Raw genomic sequence first — 18,153 nt, forward strand, 5'->3', positions numbered from 1 at the left:
ACCGCGTCTACTGACCTCTGCTCAGCTCGGGGCCGTCCTTGCCGCGACCACCGCGGTTGGTGGCTCTCTCGTGAGCACGGCCGGGGTTGTCGCCGCCGCGACCGCCCAGCGCCTCCGCGTCGGGCCGGCCTTGTACGGCGCCACTCGGGTTCGGCGCACCGGAGCTGTACTTTTCCTGGGCCTGGCGGATCTCGTCCGGTGACATGCCGCTCCGGCTCGACCCGTCCTGGGGGTTGGCGCCCTGCTGGTTCTCCCGGTCGATCCGTTCCCGCTCCAGCACCTGATCGACTGCCTGCACGCGTCCGTCGGGCTCCTCCGCCTGCTCGGCCGCCTGGTCCGCCACCTCGTGGTCACCGCCGGTCGCGAAGGCCTCCCCGGTGCCGACGTCAGCCTGCTCGCGGTCCTCGTCCTGCCGCTCGGTCTCCTCCTCGCGCCGGCTCTCCGGCCCGTCACCGTCCCGGCCCTCCTGCTCGGTCGACTCGGTCTGCTGCTCGCGCTCTTCCCGCTCCTGCGGGTCGCGCTCCTCCTGCTCGCGGGCCTGTTCCTGCGTCTGCTCCTGCGTCTGCTCCTGCGCGTCCTGAGCCAGGCCGGGCTGCTCCTGCTGGGACTCCTGAGCCTGCTCCTGGCGCTCTTGCTCCTGCCGGGCCTGCTCGCGCTGCTCCTGCTGAACGCGCTCCTGCTGGGACTGTTCCTGCTGGACCGGCTCCTGCTGGGACTGCTCCTGCTGGGACTGCTCTTGCTGGGACTGCTCCTGGAGCGGCTCCTGGCGGGTCTCCACCGGGTCCTGCCCCTGCTGGTCACCGGCCTGCTGCTCGTCGACCTCACGCGGCGAGAGCTCCCCACGCTGCTCGGCCTCGGTCCGGGCCTGCTCCATCTCGTCGCTGAAGCCCAGACCGTCCCGGTTCGCCTCGAAGTCGGAGCGCATCTGCTCGCTCTTGGCCTCGAAGTTGTCGTGGATCTGCTGGCTCTCGGCCTCGAACTCCTGCTCCATCTGCCGGGCGTCGCGCTCGTAGTCCGCAGCCGCAGCAGCCCCCGCCGCGTCGACTCCGACCGCCTCGGCCGGTACGTCGGCCCCCGGCGTACCGGTCTCGCCTTCGCGCTCGCCGCGGCTCTCCTCCTGCTCGCGCCGCTTGCGCTCCTCTTCCTCGCGACGGCGCTCCTCTTCCTCCTGGCGCTGCCGCTCCTCCTCTTCGCGCTCGCGCTGCTCCTGCTCGTCGCGCTCCCGCTCGTCCTGCTGCTCCTGCTCGTCCCGCTCGTCGCGGTCGTCGGTGACCTCGTCGCGCTCGCCCCGATCGTTGCGCGAGTCGTCGGGGTTCCCGTCGCGGTTCAGATCCTGGTTCGCCTCGAGCTCCCGCTGCCGGTCGTCGAGCTGGCGGCGCAGGTCGGCCTCGCGCTGCCGCAGCACCTGCAGCTGCTGCTCAACGCGTCCGTACTGATCGGCCGGAGCCCGGTCGTTCATCGCCCGATCGATGTCCGGGTGGTGCTGCCGGACGTTCCGGATCTCCTCCATCAGCGAGCGCGGCATCTGCGCCTGCCGGTTCCGCTCGAGCTGCTGGCGGAAGCTGTTCAGCTGGCGGGCAAGCCGCTGGACCTGCTTCAACAGGATTTCCAGCATCTCATCGGCTTCATCAGCCATCAGGCGACCTCGCTCGCATAGACGGAGTACCCGAAACCGGCCTGCGGGGTCTCCGCATCAGGTTGCGTGGCATACAGGTGGAACTCGGCGCCGGGCTTCAGCCAGACGGCCAGATGCCGCCGCCGGTTCCGCCACTCCGGCGGCACCCGCGGATCCGATCCAGGTCCGACGTACACCGGGGCGCCCCAGTGCCGGCGGCCACGCTCGATCTCGGCCGGCCAGTACTCGTCCAGGCCTTCTTCGGCCAGCTCGAGCTCCCCCGGTCCGATCTCGTACGCCGACCAGCCACTGCGCGGGCTCTCCGGCAGTACGGCGTCCGGCAGCAACAGCATGACCGTCTCGCGCGGGGTGACCAGGCCCCAGGTGAACCGCTCGGGGTCGATGTTCCCCGGCGCCCACGGCTGCCAGCCAGTGACAGCGGTGACCCGCAGGACGCGCTGCCGGATCGCTTCCGGGCCGGCCCCGGGCGGTCCCCACACCGAGGTCCAGTCGGACACCTCGGCCAGGTCCGCCATCGCGCGTTCGTCGTCCTCGGACGACCGCTGCTGCGTCTGCACCTGCCACTCACTCCTCTCGCCTGATCTGACCCAGCCTATTGCTTGAACGGTCCGTGCACCCCCTCGATAGACGTGCCGGAAGGTGCAACGGATCCCGTTCGCGAGCAGTAACCGTTCAGCGCCGCTCAGCCGCCGGGATCTGCGGTGTAGTTGAGTCATGAAGCTTCCGGCCCCTCCGACATTCCGGTCGCCGCTGCACCATCCCCGGGTGGCCACGGTGATCGGGCGCTGGCTGGCCGTCGCCGTACTGGTCTGCTTCCTGACCGGTCTGTTCAGCCATTTCCAGCAGCAAACGCCTACCTGGCTGCACATCCCGAGCCGCCCGGCGTCCCTGTACCGCGTCACGCAGGGACTGCACGTGCTGAGCGGGACAGTCGCCGTACCGTTGCTGCTGGCAAAGCTCTGGACCGTCTACCCCAAGCTGTTCAGCAAGCCCGACCTCAAAGGCATGCTGGAGAAGGCGTCGATCCTCGTCCTCGTCGCGGCGATGGCCCTCGAGCTGTTCATCGGCTACCTCAACACCCTGCAGTGGTATCCGTGGCCGTTCCCCTTCAAGGAAACGCATTACGCGCTGGCCTGGATCATCATCGGTTCCCTGCTGGTCCACATCGCCGTCAAGCTCCCGCTGATCCGCACCCATTGGCGCCGTACGGCGGAAGTCGTGGCCGAGTCGTTGCCTCCAGCAATCACCGGGCTGACCCGGCGCGGGCTGTTCCGCACGGTCGCGGGCGCCGCATCGCTGGTCGGTCTCAGCACGATCGGCCAGTCGGTTCCCGCCTTCGGCCCGGTCGCCGTCCTCGCGCCCCGCAAGCCGAACGTGGGCCCGCAAGGTCTGCCCGTCAACCGGACCGCCCACGATGCCGGCGTCGTCGGTATCGCCGCCGACTGGCGCTTCACGATTAGTGGCCCTCAGCAACTGTCCTACACGCTCGACCAGCTGCAAAGCCTCCCGCAAAGCCGTTCCGACCTGCCGATCGCCTGCGTCGAAGGCTGGAGCCAAGGCGCCCGCTGGGAAGGCATCCGGATCCGCGACCTGCTGCACCTCTGCGGCGCCCCAGCGACATCCCGCGTCCGCGTCGTCTCGATGGAGAAGGGCGGCTTCTACGCGACCACCGAACTTCCGCCCGAGTACGCCGCCGACCCGCTCACCCTGCTCGCGCTCCGGCTGAACGGCGCTGAGCTCGCGCTCGACCACGGCTTCCCTGCGCGCATCATCGCGCCCAACCGCCCCGGCGTCCTGCAGACCAAATGGGTGCACCGACTGGAGGTCATCTCATGAAGACCCGCGCCGCCCTGGCAGCCGTCGGCGTCGGCTTCGGCCTCTGGGGCGTCTGGCTGATGTTCCAGTCCTTGCAACTGCCGCAGCTGATCCGCTTACCGCTCTGGCTCGGCGGCGTGGTGATCGCGGACGACTTCTTCCTCGTCCCGACCACCGTCGCCATCGGCTGGCTCGTCACCCGCTGGTCGATCGGCCCCGGCCACCACCGCACGGTCGGCGCGGTCCGAACCACCTTGCTGTACGTCGGTATCACGACCCTGATCGCGATCCCGCTCCTGCTGCGGCAGGGCAAGGGCGCCAACCCGACCGTCCTGCCCCGCGACTATCTCCGCGACTGGTTATTGCTCGAAGCAACGATCATCGTCAGCGGGACCGTCATCTTCCTGCTTCAGCGATCGCGCTTGACGTTCAGAAGGTCACGGGCCTCGTCCGGCGACATCGGCGGCCGCTGAGCCATCGTCGCGAGGGCGGCGGCGCGCTCGACCAGTTCGGCGTTGTGGTTCACCGGCTGCCCCTTCGCCAAGGTCAGGGTGTCCTCCATCCCGACCCGGAGGTGGCCGCCCTTCGACAACGCGGCCAGGGCGACCGTGATCGCCGTACGCCCGATGCCGGTCGCGGACCAGGACGTCACCGCGGCCGGCAATGCGTTCACCGCGGCCACCAGAGCGTCCGTCGTACCGGGCATGCCACCGGGGACGCCCATCACCAGGTCGCAGTGCACGCGACCGCCGTACGGGAGGCCGAACTTGTCCAGCAACCGGTGCAGCGCGGCGACGTGGCCGAGATCGAACAGCTCGAACTCCGGGACGATCTCGCGCTCCTGGCTCAGCTGATAGAGCTCGGTGACGAACGGCCACGGGTTCATGAAGACGTCGTCGCCGAAGTTCACCGTGCCCATCGTCAGCGAGCACGAGTCCGGCTCGGCGTCGAGCACCCGCAGCCGGTGGTCGTAAGGATCGGTGACCGCGCCGCCGCTCGAGAGCTGGACGATCAGGGCGGTGTTCGCCCGGATCGCGGCGACCGCCTCGGTCAGCCGGCCGACGTCGAGCGTCGGGCGGTGCTCACCGTCGCGGATGTGCAAATGGATCATCGCGGCCCCGGCCGCCTCGCAGCGCTTGGCGGTCTCGACCAGTTCGTCGAGTGTCGTCGGGAGCGCGGGGCAGTCCGCCTTCGCCGTCTCGGCGCCGGTGGGGGCAACGGTGATCATCGTCGAGGCCATGGAACAAATACTGCCAGATCATCGGCCGAGGCGGGATATTCAGCGGCCTGACGACAGACTCGCAGGATATCTTCCGGCACGGCAGGATAGAGGCCATGAGAGCAGTGGTGCAGCGAGTCAGTCAGGCCTCCGTCACCGTCGACGGGGCCGTGGTCGGCGCGATCGACGAACCGGGCCTGCTGGTCCTGCTCGGCGTGACCCACGACGACACCCCCGCGACGGCGAAGACCCTGGCCGCCAAGATCTGGACCCTGCGCATCCTCCACGACGAGCGCTCCGCCGCCGACGAGCAGGCGCCGATCCTCGCCATCAGCCAGTTCACCCTGTACGCCGACACCCGCAAGGGCCGCCGCCCATCCTGGAGCGCGGCCGCACCCGGCCCTGTCTCCGAACCCCTGTACGACGCTTTCTGCGCCGCGCTGGAGGAGTTGGGCGCCAAGGTGGAGCGCGGCCGCTTCGGCGCCGACATGAAGGTCGCCCTGGTCAACGACGGTCCCGTCACCCTGATCCTCGACGCCTGACATGAACCAGGCCCGTCTGGTCGCCCGCCGACTGCCACAGGCGCCCGGTGTCTACCGCTTCCGCGACGACCGCGGACGGGTCCTCTACATCGGCCGCGCGGTCAACCTGCGCCGCCGCGTGCTGTCGTACTGGACCCATCTCGGCGATCGGCCGCAACTGGCCAGGATGGTGAACCGGATCGCCCGCGTCGAGGGCGCCTGGTGCGACTCCGACCACGAGGCGGCCTGGCTCGAGCGCAACCTGCTCGAACACACCAAGCCGCGCTGGAACATCTCCGAAGGCGGCTCGGAGGTGGTCGGGTACATCCGCTTCGACGCGGACGGACCGCGGTTCACGCACGACCTCGGCTCGACGAGCAAGCACTTCGGCCCCTATCTGGGCGGCCTGCGCGTGCGGCAGGCGATCTCGGCGCTGCAACGCGTGATCCCGTTGCACTACACGACCGACGCCACCGGGTCGGTGCGAGAGTTCGCGAAGCTCTTCGGCGTCGGCCCCGATGATCGGGAGACGCTCACGCAGGCCGCGTACGCCGTACTGGATCGGGAGCCTGCTGCGGTGGAAGCGGTTCGGGGCGAGTTGATGCGGCGGCGCGACCTGGCGGCGGGAGCACTGCGGTTCGAGTTCGCGGGGAAGTTGCAGGACGAACTCGCGGCATTCGAGTGGATCGTGGCCGAGCAGAAGGTGTCGCGGCTGACAGCCGACGACGCCGATGTGTTCGGCTGGGCCGACGGGGTCATGGTCGGCTTCGGGCTGCGCGACGGGCGGGTCCGGACCTGGACCCAGCAGGCGATGACCGAACGCACCGCTCGCAACCGGGTGGCGGCGACTCCGGTCGGGTGGCAGTTGTTTGCCCAACGCAACGCTGAGCTCGCTGCGCTCCTCTTGAGATAAACACAGCCCGGCATGAAGAAAACCACCCCAGACCTTGACAGGCCCGGGGTGGTTCTCAAATTTCTGAGACGGTGAGGTTCGACTCAGACAGTTGGCTGAATCAGCCGATGACGCCCGCGGCGGAGTGGCCGACGACAACCTTGGTGTTCAGGCTGTAGACGTCGATCACGAGCGCGTTCACGGAGATGTACCGCTGCTGCTTCTTGACCTGGTTGAAGGTCAGCTTGGCGATGCCGGGGATGTCCAGCGTGGAGTTCACGCCGGTCTTGACCGGGTAGGTCTTACCGTTCACGGTGATCGAGGCGATGTTCGACTTGTAAGCAACGGCGTACTTGCCGTCCTTGGTCTTCGAGGCGTAGGCCTCGGAGTTGATCGCACCGATCGACAGGTTGCCGACCTTGACGCCCGCGACGTGCGAGGTGAAGGTGACGGCGGCCTTGTTCTCGTTCTGGTAGCCGTTCTTGGTGGTGTACGCGGCACCGACGTAGGCGACCTTCGGGATGACGACCTCGCCGACTGCCTGGCGAATCGTCTTGCCCTCGGTGCCCTTGCAGGTGGCCTGGTACGACGTCGGGCCGGAGACGACCAGCTTGTCGACGTTCGCCTTGGTCACGTAGGCGTCACCGAAGACGACCGCGGTGGCCGGCTTGGAGATCTCGGCGCGGGTCTTCAGGACCGCGACCTCGATGCCCTCCGGGATGTACTTGTTCTTCACGTTCGCGAAGAGCACGACGCCCTGCGCGTACGAGTAGATGCCGTTGGCGGACTTCACGCCACCGACCCGGTTCAGCACGATGTAGCCCAGGCCCGGAACCGCGACCTTGGTGTTCGGAGCCGGCTTCAGCAGCGACGGCACCGAGATGTTGCCGATCTTCACGCCCGCGTAGGTCGTGTTACCGGTGTAGGACAGCTTGCCGTTCTTGTAGACCGCCGTGGTGGTCGTCTTCACACCCGTCAGGTGCAGCAGGTCGCCCACCTTGACGTCGACGGCGGACGCGTTGCTGGTGACGCCGTTCCCGCTCTTGTCGTTGAAGGCGTGGGTATCGGTCCGCACAGTGCGCGCGATGGCCTGGTTGTTGACGTTCGCCGCGGCGACGTCGTTCGACATCTTCGCCGAAGAGTCCGTGGTGCAGCTGATCGTGCTGACGGTCTGCGCGCCACCGTTGACGATGCCGCCCTTGGCCTCAACGCCGATGCCGTATCCGCTGTAGCCGAAAACCGGCGACGCGGACGCCGAGCCTGAAGTCAGCGCGATCGTAGAAGCGACGCCGACGACCGCCGCTACACCGACGGCGGCGAGCTTCTTGTTGATGCGGGGTCCCATGACCCCTCCTCCCTGAGTGATGACATGACCCGTAGCGCGGGCCAGGACACAGAGCACAACTCGGGCGGTTGCGGTAGGTAACGAGCCTGATGCGCTCCGAGACCAAACCGTGACCTTCGAGGTCGTTGCCCCGGCAGCCATAACCCCGGTCGAATGACCGCGGCCGCCTTGTCCACAAGGGTTTCCGGGCATACCGAAGGGCCCGGACGCGCAAGGTCCGGGCCCTTCGGGAACTGCCTCAGGGTGGGCTACCGTCCCGTGACGGCGGCACCTTCAGTAACGAGCGAGATGTCAGACGGTAACGGCCACTTCCGCGACCGCGCCATACTGGGCGACAACCTGGCGGTCGACCGGGTCGGCCTTCGGCGCCAGCGTGCGCAGCGTCCACTCGCCCGGCTTGGCGAAGAACCGGAAGTGCCCGGTCGCCGACGTCGGTACCTCGGCCGTGAACTCACCAGTTGCGTCCAGCAACCGCACGTAGGCGCCGCCGACCGGCTCCTCGCCGCGCAGTACCTGGCCCTGGATCACGGCTTCCTTGTCCACATCGACGCCCTTGAGATCAAGGCCGCCCTTCTTGGCTCCGCACATGTCAGGCCTCCCCGGGCTCGTCGCCGAGGGCGACCGGTACGCCGACCAGCGAGCCCCACTCGGTCCACGAGCCGTCGTAGTTCTTGACGTTCTCCTGGCCGAGCAGCTCGTGCAGCACGAACCAGGTGTGCGCCGAGCGCTCGCCGATCCGGCAGTACGCGATGGTGTCCTTGCCGAAGTCGACCCCGGCGTCGGCGTACAGGGTCTTCAGCTCGTCGTCGGAGCGGAAGGTGCCGTCGTCGTTGGCCGCCTTGCTCCACGGGATGCTGGCCGCGGTCGGGATGTGACCCGCACGCTGGGCCTGCTCCTGCGGCAGGTGGGCCGGGGCGAGCAGCCGGCCGGCGTACTCGTCGGGGCTACGGACGTCCACCAGGTTCTTGACGCCGATGGCCTCCTGCACCTCGTCGCGGAAGGCGCGGATGTTCAGGTCCGGCTCTGCTGCGACGTACTCGGTGGCCTCGCGCTTGACGGCCTCGTCGGTCAGCTCGCGGCTGTCCAGCTCCCAGCGCTTGCGGCCGCCGTCGAGCAGGCGGACGTCACCGTGGCCGTAGAGCTTGAAGTACCAGAAGGCGTAGGCGGCGAACCAGTTGTTGTTGCCGCCGTACAGCACGACCGTGTCGTCGTTCTTGACACCGCGACCGGAGAGCAGCTCCTGGAACTGCTGCTGGTTGACGAAGTCCCGGCGTACCGGGTCCTGCAGGTCGTCCTTCCAGTCCAGCTTGATCGCACCGGCGATGTGGCCGGCGTCGTACGCCGAGACGTCTTCGTCGACCTCGATCAGGACCACGTTGGCGTCGTTCTTGTGCTCTTCGACCCAGTCGGCCGAGACGAGCGCGGATTCCCTGCTCATGTGTGCTGCCTCTCTTAATTGGTAGCGGTGGTTGGCGTACGAATGCGTTGGATCAGCAAAAAGGCCTCGCAGCCGAGGCAGAGCCCCACTGCCGCGTTCACGAACGCGGCGACCAGGGCGAATCCGGTGGCGACCACTCCGAGCACGGTCGCGCCGCTCAGGTAGCCGATCAGGCCGGCGATCGCGAAGATCAGCCCGACCAGCTGTGCGAACCGCGGCGGCGCCGCGTCCTCCAACTCCTTGGGCGGTGCCAGCCGCGGACGGATCAGCCGCTTGAACAGCTGCCCGTACGGCGACGCCTGGACACCGAACACGACACCGATCGCGAAGACCAGCGTCTGGACCGCCAGGATCCACGGATTACCGAGGATCAGGGTCAACGCCAGCAGAACCGCGGTCACACCGGCTGCGAACCGGAGCCCTCGCGGGTCCACCTGGGGAGAGGCTTGCTTGGCCGTCTGGTCGGACATGACGACTCCTGGAGGAGGAGTGGTTCGAGCCGGACCCGCCCGTGCTGTGCGGGGGAGACGACGTACGCGGAACCGTGCTCAGATGCCGGTTCCGCAGCGCTCGGGACGCCGCCTGGTCAGCGGCAACGACACAGCGACGAGCGCATGCGGCAGTTGTCCACTGCGCGGCGCTTGGTCAGCAAGGTCGTGTACTCCACGGTCCGAGAGTACGGACATCGTGACGGCCGGTTCACGGTTGTCCCACTGGGTGAGACAACTGTTCACCATGCGGATGGCGTTACGTGCGAACGACGTTCGTCTCAGCGACCTTGTCGTGCAGCGCCTGCTTCTTGTCGTCCCACAGCGGCCACAGATCGTCGAGCAGTGAGACCAGCGCGAGCAGAGTGCCGACCACCGGGATCAAGCTGAGCAGGCTGATCGCGGCGAAGAAGCCTGCGCGCTTGGCGATCGCCACGTTGCTCGGCAGGCCCGGGCGTTCCCGCATCCGGACAGCGATCCCCAGGGCCATCTTGCCCGGGGTCGCACCCTTCTTGGTCAGGAAGAGGAACTCGTACGCGAACGAGACCGCGATGCTGATCAGCGTGATCGGAATGATCCACTTGTAGACCTCGGGCGGAATTGAGGAGGTCGGCGGCGGCCCACCGGCCTGCGCCGAGTCGAGCACGTCCTGGAAGTAGTCCAGCGCCCATTGCATGTACTGCCAGATGAAGTAGCCCGTGAACGGCAGCGCGACGATGCCTGCAAGGATGTTGTCGATGATGCGGGCGGCAACGCGGCGCCACCAGCCCGACAGCGGCTGGCCGTCCGGAGTCGTGAAGCGGTTCTGGCCGGGGTAGCCATAGCCGCCTTGCTGCTGCGGATAGGCCCCGTAACCCTGCTGCTGCGTCTGCGGGTACGCCGGGTAGCCCTGCTGGCCCGACTGACCGAACTGGGCCGGCTGACCGTACTGAGGCGGCGGCTGCTGGGGACCAGGCTGCCCGTAGACCGGCCGGTCCGGCACAGGAGGCTGCGCCTGGCCGCCGCCGTACACCTGGCCGTGCTGCGCGGGCTGCCCGTACTGCGGCTGGCCCTGCGCGGGCTGCCCGTACTGGCCCTGGTACGGCGACGGCTGCTCCCGCGGACGGCGCTGATCTGTCCAGACACTGCCGTCCCAGTAACGCTGCTGGGTGGGGTTCTGTGGGTCGTCGTACCAACCTGCTGGGAAGCTCACGGGCAAAGCATTGCCCACCAGCAGGGCAAAGCGCCATCCAGGTGCAGGTATCAGTTTGGCTGGTGGTCGATCGCGGTAGCGAGGGCCGCGATCACATCCGGCTTGCGCGGGGCACCGCTCGCGCGCTTGACCACCGCTCCGGTGCTGTCGAGCACCAGCGTGGTCGGCGTCCGCAGGATGTCGAGCTTCCGGACCAGGTCCAGGTGCGACTCCGCGTCCAGCTCGACGTGCCGGACTCCTTCGACCATGCCCTCGACCTCGGCCAGCGTCCGCCGCGTCACCCGGCAGGGCGCGCAGAAGGCGGAGGAGAACTGCAGGAGAGTGGCCCGCTCGCCGAGCTCGACACCTACGTCGGCTGCGGAGATCCTGTCCACTTCACTCGCCTTCCCCCGGAATCGCCCGTCGATCCAGGATTTGAGCACGCTGAGGACCACTCCGGCGACGAGCGCGCCGGCCAGCACCCACAGACCTAGGCTCACAACAAACCAGAGTACGTCGGTGGTTTTTGAGCTCCACCCGCTGTATCACTAGGTGGACAATCAGTCCTCGGGGCGGGACCGCAGGCGCTTGGTCTGGCCGCGGCGGGTTTTCGCATCCAGCCTCCGTCGCACCGAACCCTTGCTGGGCTTGGTCGGCCGCCGCGGTGGTGGCGGGGGCGCGATCGACTCCCGCAGCAGCGCCGCCAGCCGGGCCCGGGCAGCTTCCCGGTTCCGCCACTGCGACTTGTACTCCGAGGCCGCGATCGTCAGCACCCCGTCCACGAGCCGGGACTCCAGCCGCTCCAGCGCGCGCGTCTTCAGTACGCCGGACAGAACCGTCGTACCGGCCAGATCGAAGCTGAGCTCGACACGGCTGTCGGTGGTGTTCACCGACTGCCCGCCCGGCCCGCTCGACCGGGAGAACCGCCAGCTCAGCTCTCCCTCGGGGATCACCAGCCCCGGTCGCACGATCAGCCCCGTCTCCTCCACAGGCCTATTAGACCGTGTTGCCCCTGATCCTCGTTACCCTTTTCCCGTGCAGGAGACGGGGCGGGCGGAGCAGGAAGAGCCCGAAGAGCTTCCGGAGCTGGCGAACTTCAAGGTCCGCGGGCGTTCGGTGAAGACATGGGTGATCGGTGCGGCCGCCGTACTGCTGGCGGTCTCGGCCGCTTTCGGCGGTCTGGGCAAGGCTTCGGCCGAGGTTCCGCCGCTGACCGCTGGTACGGCGGTGGATGCCGGCCAGTTCGCCGTGACCGTCGACCGGGTGGTCACGGTGAAGGATCTGAAGCCGCTGTTCCAGCCGGAGCCGGGTGGCGCGCTGATCGCGATCGTGGCCCGGATCAAGGTCACCGACCACATCGGGACGACTCCGCCGTCGGACCTGTTCCGGCTGGTCGGCGTACCGGGGATCAAGGAGACCGAGGCGCCGATGGGGACCACCACCATCGACGACGAGACGATGAACCCGGTACTCACCCCGGACACCGAGCAGCAGGTGGCCTTCGTCTGGAAGCTGCCGAAGCTCTCCGAGCTGCCGACCGAGGTCAAGGTCACCGTGCAGGGCTACGAGCACTCCGACGAGTCGATCCTGGACCACCACGAGAAATGGTTGCCGGACGCAATCGCCGCCGAGGGCACGATCAAGGTCAAGGACAACACGAAGTGACCGGCCGCAAGCTCCTCAACGGCGTCCTGACCGTCGCCGTCCTGGTCGCGATCATCGGCCTCTACCGGCTGACCCCGACCCAGAAGGACATCCAGGACCCGACGCCGGTGAACGGCATCGTCGGTCGCGCGGTGGACGCCGGCCGGTTCAAGCTCACCGTCGACGCGGTGCGGGTCGGCAAGACGCTGAAGATCCCGAACAGCGCGCCGGACCGCAAGACCCCGACCAGCTTCGTCGTCGTGGACGCGACCGTCACGGCGACCCAGGAGCCGATCCACCTGAACCGGGTGCAGATCCGCAGCTCCGACGGGATCACCTATCTCGGCGCCAACCGCAGCGGCCTGGACCGGGTCGACCTGACCGGGTTCCAGTTCGCGCCGGGGATCCCGGCGCACGGTGCGTTCGTGGTCGAGATGCCGGCCGACAAGTTGCCGGGAGCAACCTTGCAGGTGATGGAGAAGTCGATCATGAACGACCTCGAGCCCGAGGTGAACATCCCGCTCGACGTGAAGAACCCCACCGTGGGCGCGGTCGTCACCTTCACCAAGGCGAGCGACTCATGAGCAGCGCACGCCGCGCCCGCCGGGGCTGGTTCAGCAAGAACGTCGCCGCTCTCGCGTCGCTCGTCGTCACCGTGCCGCTGGCCGGGTGGTGGACGACGCAGTCGGACTACAAGTCCTGGTACGACGCGGAGCCGCGTGACGCGGTCGTCGTCGCGGACGGTGGAACGCCGTACGAGGGAGCGGTTTGGTACGCCGCCAGTGTCGAGGAGAACCCAGAGCCCAAGCGGGCCGGTGCGGCTGATCCGCTGCCGCCGGGCACCACCCGGATCCGGGTGCATTTCCGGCTCAAGCTCGACGACCTGAAGGTCCTGGACGAGCCGGGTCTCGGCGGCTGCCAGGTGCACCTGCGCGCGCCGGACGGGCGGATCTGGGACGAGGACATCCTCGCCGACGACTACCAGGACCGGCCGAACGGCTGCACCGGCGGGTACGACGAGAAGCCGGAGAGCTGGCGTGGTCCGCTCGCCCAGTACTACGTGAAACCGGTCGCCGGGAAGCCTTACGAGACCGTGGCAGTCTTCGTCGTACCGAAGTCGGTCGCGGCCGGCGTGCAGCCGACGATCACGTGGGCTACGGAACTACCTGAGTATCTGGCATTCCCGAGGTAGCGGCGGTCAGGTCGGCGACGCCGCCCTGCTCGCTGTCGGCCTGCTCGACGACGGCGTGCGTGCCGCGATCGAAGTACCCGGCCAGGCCACCGATCATCCGGTCGTACGCGGCCGCGAGCAGGCTCACCTGCAGCATGATCTTCAGGCCGTCGGTCAGCAGGCTGAGCGGCTCGTCGATCACCAGCCAGAACGGCAGCGTGTGCGGGCCGAGCACCCAGAGCTTCAGCGCGATCCACACCCCGCTGGCCGCGAACGTGACGATCGCCCAGGCCAGGAAGTAGCCGAGCATCGGGCGCAGCCCGGACCGGATCACCAGCCGGAACGCGTTCACCACCGGCGTCCAGCGGTCCTTCCAGTCCGCGACGACGGAGTTGCCGGCCGCCTGCACGAAGCGCGGCGTCTGCTGCCAGCGGTTCGTCAGCCGGTCGAAGCGCCAGCGCGGTTCCTTGTGCGCCTTGTGGACGGCGCGGCCGTAGATCACCGCGGTCATGGTGATCCACATCAGCGGTAGCACCGCGGCGCTCCACAGGTCACCGACACCGGCCGCGATGAACCCGGTGACGGCGTCCCAGATCTCGCGGACCTGGTTCACACCCAGCGCGTGGTCGAGCACCCAGATGTAGGCGTCGTGCCCCCACTGCCAGATCTGCCGCCCCTCCAGCCACTGCTTCGGCGAGGGAACGTACGACGTGGCCTGGTAGGCGACGACGAAGATCCAGAGTGCCTCGAGGTAGGTGATGAACAGCTTGCGGACCGGGCCTTCGTTCTCCCGCTTCCACTTCTTGAACACGAAGCGCAGCAGGTAGGCCACGACACCGAGGCCGATGAACAGCCAGGTCGACAACGACTGCAGCCCTTGGGACGGCTCGGAGACGGTTCCGCCACCGAGCATCTTGCCGAGGGTGTCGTTCGCCTGGTGCACGGCCAGCTTGTACTCGTAGTCGAGCGCCTCGGACTGCAGGAACTTGTACGCCGCGTAGAACGCCAGGAACGGCAGCAGCGCCGCGGCCAGTGCGTCGACCGGGCGGCTCTCCTTGCCGGGCTCGACGCCGTCCGGGGCAAGCATGCCCTCGGCAACGGCCCGGCGGTGGAACGGCAGTTCACCGCGCAGCACCAGGAACATCCCGACGTACATGGCCAGTGAGACCACGACGATCAGCGCCAGCACGGCGAGACCGGCCGCTTCGGCCTTGGCGCCCGCCTGGACCGCCACCCACTGCAGGCCGCGGTGCGCGAGCTGGGCGACCAGAAAGACCGCCAGCAGCCTCGGCCACGCCTTGCCGAACAAAACCCCCGCGCGGCCCACCGTGGTGAGCAACGACCCCGACTCCATCGCCACGCGCTGAATCTACCTGCCCATAGGGGCGTCGCTCGTGCTCAGGCGGGGGCTTCGGCCGTTTCGCGCTGGGTGGTGGTCGGCGGGACCACGAAGCGGTAGCCGACGTTGCGGACGGTACCGATCAGCTGCTCGTGCTCCGGGCCGAGCTTGGCCCGCAGCCGCCGGACGTGGACGTCCACAGTCCGGGTGCCGCCGAAGTAGTCGTAGCCCCAGACCTCCTGGAGGAGCTGCTCCCGGGTGAACACCCGCCCGGGGTGCTGCGCCAGGAACTTGAACAGCTCGAACTCCTTGTAGGTCAGGTCGAGCGCGCGCCCGTTCAGCTTCGCGGTGTAGGACGCCTCGTCGATCACCACGTCACCGGTACGGATCAGGCTGGTGTCCGGGTCCTCGTTGCGGGTCGCGGCCAGCCGGCCGATCACCAGTCGCAGCCGGGCCTCGATCTCGGCCGGGCCGGCCGTGTCGAGCAGCACGTCGTCGGCGCCCCAGTCCGCGTTGACGGCGGTCAGGCCACCCTCGGTGACGACGAGGATCAGCGGTACGTCGATGCCCGTCGTACGGATCAGGCGGGAGACGCCGCGGACGGCGACCAGGTCCCGCCGCGCGTCCAGCAGGACGGCGTCCGCATCGGGGGCGTCCACCAGGGCGGCGACCTCGGCGGGCAGGATCCGGATCTGGTGCGGTAACAACGCGAGCGACGGCAGCACCTCGGTAGAGGCCTGCAGTGCGTTCGTCAGCAGAAGCAACGTGCTCACGTTGTCCCCCTGTGCCGGTCATGGTGCGCGGCAGACCCAAGGGCGTCATTGCCGGGGCCCGCGACACTGGATAGCAACAGCAAGCTGACATAATAGCGGAAGACTTAACCGATTAGTGAGGTCGCCTCCACATGCCGGAAGTCACCATCAGGTACTTCGCCGCCGCGCGCAGCGCTGCCGGTGCGGCCACCGCGACCGCGCAGGCTGCTTCGCTCGGCGATCTGATCACCACCGTGTCGGCCGATCGCCCCGAGCTGGCACGGGTCCTCTCGCTGTGCACCTTCCTGCTGAACGGTGAGCGCGCCACGCCTGCCACGCTGCTGCCCGCGGGCGCTCAGGTCGACGCCCTGCCGCCCTTCGCCGGAGGCTGAGCGGGGCTGGACTCTCAGCCGATCTAGACCGGTGCTGTGACACGAGAAGTGTGGTGTGACTGGTGAGGCGACGGTCTTTTACGACTGTCAAGGATCCTGCTACCTTGCGTATTCCGTCGTTCCACGGAAGGTCACCGATCCTCGATGGCGCACGTTGCTCCGACCTCGCATCGCCGCGCGACCCGCGCTTCGCACCGCGGTCACCGCACAACTGACGGACCGATCCGCCGGTCCACCTGGCTCGGCCTCACCTTCGCGATGATCCTCGGTCTCGTGCTCAGCGGCCGGGCGCACGTCGGCATCCATGCGGCCGGCGTCACACTCCTGGTGATGCTGGTCCCGCTCACGCTGGCCGTCTTCGGTGCCGCCTTCCGGCGCGGCTTCGGCGGCCTGTCCGCGATCACCACCGCGTGCGCGCTGGCCTTCGTGCTGCTCAAGTTCTTCCTGTAGCACTCCGCTTCCGGCGAGTGCGCCGCGCTGAGGCGACGCACTCGCCGGCGTCAGGTCAGGAGCCGATCGAGATGCGGTCGGTCGCGCCCGGCGTGTACGGGTCGTGCGCGGTCAGGTAGTTGGCGAAGGCATCGATGTCGAGCCCGCCGAAGACCTTGTTCGTCGCGGTCTTGAACGCCCCGAACCCGTCGCCACCATCGGACAGGAAGTTGTTCGTGACGATCCGGTACGACGTCGCGTCCACCAGCGGCTGTCCGGCGATCTTCACCGAGCCGGCCACGATCTTCGACCCCGCCGCGGCGGCCGGGTTCCAGGTGTAGGTGATGCCCGCGACCTGGAGCACCTTGAACTTGCCGGCCTCCGGACCGTTCAGCCCGGCGAACTGCTGCTCGAGCAGCGCCGTGATCTGCGCGCCGGTCATGTCCATCGAGACGAGGAAGTTGTTGAACGGCTGCACCGTGAAGGCCTGCCCGAAGGTGACCTCACCGGCGTTCGACGCGAGGTCGGCCCGGATCCCGCCCGGGTTCATGAACGCCGCCACCGGCGCCTTGCCGCCCGACACCACCGACGGGTCGGCCAGCTGACCGTCCGCGATCAGGTTGCCCAGCGGGGACTCCAGCGAGTCGTCCGGGGTCCGCGACACCGCCGTACCGGTGATGTGACCGATGACCTTGTTCGAGATCGGGGCGACCAGCGTCTGGTACTTGCTGACCAGCTCGCTGACCCGGCGGTCGGCCGGCACGTCACGGGTGACGATCTCGTTGTTGGCCAGCGTGTTCAGCCGGTCGACGTCACCGGTCGCGTTGTCGATGCTCAGCCGGACCTCGGTGATGAGGCGGCCGAACGACGAGGCGCTGGTGACGAGCCGCGGCTGACCGGCCTTGTCCGGCAGCGAGCAGTTGTAGCCCTGGTGGGTGTGACCGGAGATGATCGCGTCGATCTCCGGGTCGAGCCCGGCGTTGATGTCGACGATCGGGCCGGAGATCCCCGGGCAGCTGTCGTACGCCTTCGGGTCGGCCGGGAAGCCGCCCTCGTGCAGCAGCACGACGATCGACTCCACACCCTTCTTCTTCAGCTCCGGGACCAGCGCGTTCGCCGTCTCGACCTCGTCCTTGAAGGTCAGCCCCTCGACGCCGGACTTGGTGACGATGTTCGGCGTGTTCTCCAGCGTCATGCCGATGAAGCCGACCTTGCGGCCGTCGTCGAAGGTCTTGATCGTGTACGGCTTGAACAGCGTCTTCTTGGTGTTCTCGTAGAACACGTTGGCCGACAGGTACTTGAAGTCGGCGCCCTGGAACGGGTGCTTCTTGTCCGGGCAGGAGTTCTGGTTGTTCTGCCCGTCGCCGTCCTTCAGGCAGCCACCGCTCTGCATCCGGAGCAGCTCACGCCAGCCCTCGTCGAACTCGTGGTTGCCGACCGAGGTGGCGTCCAGACCCATCTCGTTCATCGCTTCGACGGTCGGCTCGTCGTGGAACGCGGCCGACAGCAGCGGCGACGCCCCGATCAGGTCACCCGCCGCGACCGTGACCGAGTCCTGCCCCTTCGCCTCGGCCTCGAGCCGCAGGTCCTTCAGGTGCGTGGCGAGGAAGGCCGCCCCACCGGCCGGAACCCCGTTGATGTTGCCACTCGAGCCGGTCGGTGCCTCAAGGTTGCCGTGGAAGTCGTTGATGGCGAGCAGCTGGATCTGGGTGTGCGTCGGCTTCGGTCGTGCCGGGTGTGCCTGGGTCACGGTTCCCCCCGTGGCCAAGCCGAGCACCGCAACCGCGCCGACGGTGACCAGGCCGACGGCCCGCCGTCGGTTCAGCCACTTCATGTCTCGTCCTGTCAAGGCCATGTCAACTCCGTCGTTGTAGCGAGCACCGCGAGATTTGCCGCGCAGT

The 18,153-nt window shown here is 68.1% G+C and carries 22 protein-coding genes; 9 read left to right on the forward strand and 13 right to left on the reverse strand.

Annotated elements, in window-relative coordinates:
- Positions 1-7: 7 nt before the first annotated feature.
- Entirely contained in the window at positions 8-1,636 is a 1,629-nt protein-coding gene (locus ACFVWG_RS07175) for a hypothetical protein (protein WP_391542264.1), read from the reverse strand.
- Complete coding sequence (locus ACFVWG_RS07180) at positions 1,636-2,193, reverse strand: hypothetical protein (protein ID WP_391542265.1); 558 nt, start codon at positions 2,191-2,193, stop codon at positions 1,636-1,638. The genes ACFVWG_RS07175 and ACFVWG_RS07180 overlap by 1 nt, the downstream gene beginning before the upstream one ends.
- A 208-nt stretch (positions 2,194-2,401) precedes the next feature.
- Between ACFVWG_RS07180 and ACFVWG_RS07185 the strand changes: the two genes are divergently transcribed.
- Positions 2,402-3,472 (forward strand): molybdopterin-dependent oxidoreductase, encoded by a 1,071-nt coding sequence (locus ACFVWG_RS07185; RefSeq protein ID WP_391542266.1) that lies wholly within the window; start codon positions 2,402-2,404, stop codon positions 3,470-3,472.
- On the forward strand, positions 3,469-3,924 hold the full coding sequence (locus ACFVWG_RS07190) for a hypothetical protein (protein ID WP_391542267.1): 456 nt from the start codon (positions 3,469-3,471) through the stop codon (positions 3,922-3,924). The genes ACFVWG_RS07185 and ACFVWG_RS07190 overlap by 4 nt, the downstream gene beginning before the upstream one ends.
- Here the strand turns inward: ACFVWG_RS07190 and ACFVWG_RS07195 are convergent.
- On the reverse strand, positions 3,861-4,691 hold the full coding sequence (locus ACFVWG_RS07195; RefSeq protein WP_391542268.1) for a 3-keto-5-aminohexanoate cleavage protein: 831 nt from the start codon (positions 4,689-4,691) through the stop codon (positions 3,861-3,863). The genes ACFVWG_RS07190 and ACFVWG_RS07195 overlap by 64 nt on opposite strands.
- A gap of 95 nt (positions 4,692-4,786) precedes the next feature.
- Between ACFVWG_RS07195 and dtd the strand changes: the two genes are divergently transcribed.
- Together dtd and ACFVWG_RS07205 are read left to right on the forward strand one after the other, a co-directional pair.
- Positions 4,787-5,212: a D-aminoacyl-tRNA deacylase gene (gene dtd, locus ACFVWG_RS07200; protein ID WP_391542269.1), complete on the forward strand. Its 426-nt coding sequence runs from the start codon at positions 4,787-4,789 to the stop codon at positions 5,210-5,212.
- A gap of 1 nt (position 5,213) precedes the next feature.
- Positions 5,214-6,104: a GIY-YIG nuclease family protein gene (locus ACFVWG_RS07205; RefSeq protein WP_391542270.1), complete on the forward strand. Its 891-nt coding sequence runs from the start codon at positions 5,214-5,216 to the stop codon at positions 6,102-6,104.
- 100 nt (positions 6,105-6,204) lie between these two features.
- Here the strand turns inward: ACFVWG_RS07205 and ACFVWG_RS07210 are convergent, their stop codons facing one another.
- The 7 genes from ACFVWG_RS07210 to arfB all read right to left on the reverse strand — a co-directional run bounded on the left by ACFVWG_RS07210 (position 6,205) and on the right by arfB (position 11,514).
- A complete protein-coding gene (locus ACFVWG_RS07210; protein ID WP_391542271.1) occupies positions 6,205-7,428 on the reverse strand; it encodes a choice-of-anchor P family protein in 1,224 nt (407 codons plus the stop codon).
- 291 nt (positions 7,429-7,719) lie between these two features.
- Positions 7,720-8,016 (reverse strand): DUF1416 domain-containing protein, encoded by a 297-nt coding sequence (locus ACFVWG_RS07215; protein ID WP_344159514.1) that lies wholly within the window; start codon positions 8,014-8,016, stop codon positions 7,720-7,722.
- A gap of 1 nt (position 8,017) precedes the next feature.
- On the reverse strand, positions 8,018-8,866 hold the full coding sequence (locus tag ACFVWG_RS07220; protein ID WP_391542272.1) for a sulfurtransferase: 849 nt from the start codon (positions 8,864-8,866) through the stop codon (positions 8,018-8,020).
- 14 nt (positions 8,867-8,880) lie between these two features.
- Entirely contained in the window at positions 8,881-9,336 is a 456-nt protein-coding gene (locus ACFVWG_RS07225) for a DUF4395 domain-containing protein (protein WP_391542273.1), read from the reverse strand.
- Positions 9,337-9,613: 277 nt separating this feature from the next.
- Positions 9,614-10,546 (reverse strand): RDD family protein, encoded by a 933-nt coding sequence (locus ACFVWG_RS07230; protein WP_391542274.1) that lies wholly within the window; start codon positions 10,544-10,546, stop codon positions 9,614-9,616.
- 50 nt (positions 10,547-10,596) lie between these two features.
- Positions 10,597-11,025: a TlpA family protein disulfide reductase gene (locus ACFVWG_RS07235; protein WP_391542275.1), complete on the reverse strand. Its 429-nt coding sequence runs from the start codon at positions 11,023-11,025 to the stop codon at positions 10,597-10,599.
- A gap of 60 nt (positions 11,026-11,085) precedes the next feature.
- Positions 11,086-11,514, reverse strand: coding sequence for an alternative ribosome rescue aminoacyl-tRNA hydrolase ArfB (arfB, locus tag ACFVWG_RS07240; protein ID WP_391542276.1), 429 nt, complete (start codon positions 11,512-11,514; stop codon positions 11,086-11,088).
- 46 nt (positions 11,515-11,560) lie between these two features.
- Here arfB and ACFVWG_RS07245 point away from each other — a divergent pair, with 46 nt between their 5' ends.
- From ACFVWG_RS07245 to ACFVWG_RS07255, 3 genes are read left to right on the forward strand one after another with little or no spacing between them, the layout of a single operon-like run.
- A complete protein-coding gene (locus ACFVWG_RS07245) occupies positions 11,561-12,190 on the forward strand; it encodes a hypothetical protein (protein WP_391542277.1) in 630 nt (209 codons plus the stop codon).
- Entirely contained in the window at positions 12,187-12,753 is a 567-nt protein-coding gene (locus ACFVWG_RS07250; RefSeq protein WP_391542278.1) for a hypothetical protein, read from the forward strand. The genes ACFVWG_RS07245 and ACFVWG_RS07250 overlap by 4 nt, the downstream gene beginning before the upstream one ends.
- Positions 12,750-13,361: a hypothetical protein gene (locus ACFVWG_RS07255; RefSeq protein WP_391542279.1), complete on the forward strand. Its 612-nt coding sequence runs from the start codon at positions 12,750-12,752 to the stop codon at positions 13,359-13,361. Before ACFVWG_RS07250 ends, ACFVWG_RS07255 begins: the two co-directional genes overlap by 4 nt.
- Here ACFVWG_RS07255 and ACFVWG_RS07260 read toward each other — a convergent pair.
- Together ACFVWG_RS07260 and ACFVWG_RS07265 are read right to left on the reverse strand one after the other, a co-directional pair.
- A complete protein-coding gene (locus ACFVWG_RS07260; protein WP_391542683.1) occupies positions 13,324-14,694 on the reverse strand; it encodes a hypothetical protein in 1,371 nt (456 codons plus the stop codon). The genes ACFVWG_RS07255 and ACFVWG_RS07260 overlap by 38 nt on opposite strands.
- A 44-nt stretch (positions 14,695-14,738) precedes the next feature.
- Positions 14,739-15,452, reverse strand: a complete 714-nt coding sequence (locus ACFVWG_RS07265) for a winged helix-turn-helix domain-containing protein (RefSeq protein ID WP_391542280.1) — start codon at positions 15,450-15,452, stop codon at positions 14,739-14,741.
- Positions 15,453-15,583: 131 nt separating this feature from the next.
- Between ACFVWG_RS07265 and ACFVWG_RS07270 the strand changes: the two genes are divergently transcribed.
- On the forward strand, positions 15,584-15,823 hold the full coding sequence (locus tag ACFVWG_RS07270) for a MoaD/ThiS family protein (protein WP_391542281.1): 240 nt from the start codon (positions 15,584-15,586) through the stop codon (positions 15,821-15,823).
- 144 nt (positions 15,824-15,967) lie between these two features.
- A complete protein-coding gene (locus tag ACFVWG_RS07275; protein WP_391542282.1) occupies positions 15,968-16,273 on the forward strand; it encodes a hypothetical protein in 306 nt (101 codons plus the stop codon).
- 55 nt (positions 16,274-16,328) lie between these two features.
- Here ACFVWG_RS07275 and ACFVWG_RS07280 read toward each other — a convergent pair whose 3' ends face one another.
- On the reverse strand, positions 16,329-18,086 hold the full coding sequence (locus ACFVWG_RS07280; protein WP_391542283.1) for a bifunctional metallophosphatase/5'-nucleotidase: 1,758 nt from the start codon (positions 18,084-18,086) through the stop codon (positions 16,329-16,331).
- Between the last annotated feature and the right edge of the window lie 67 nt (positions 18,087-18,153).

It is taken from the genome of Kribbella sp. NPDC058245 (assembly GCF_042882005.1).
Classification (GTDB): Bacteria; Actinomycetota; Actinomycetes; order Propionibacteriales; family Kribbellaceae; genus Kribbella.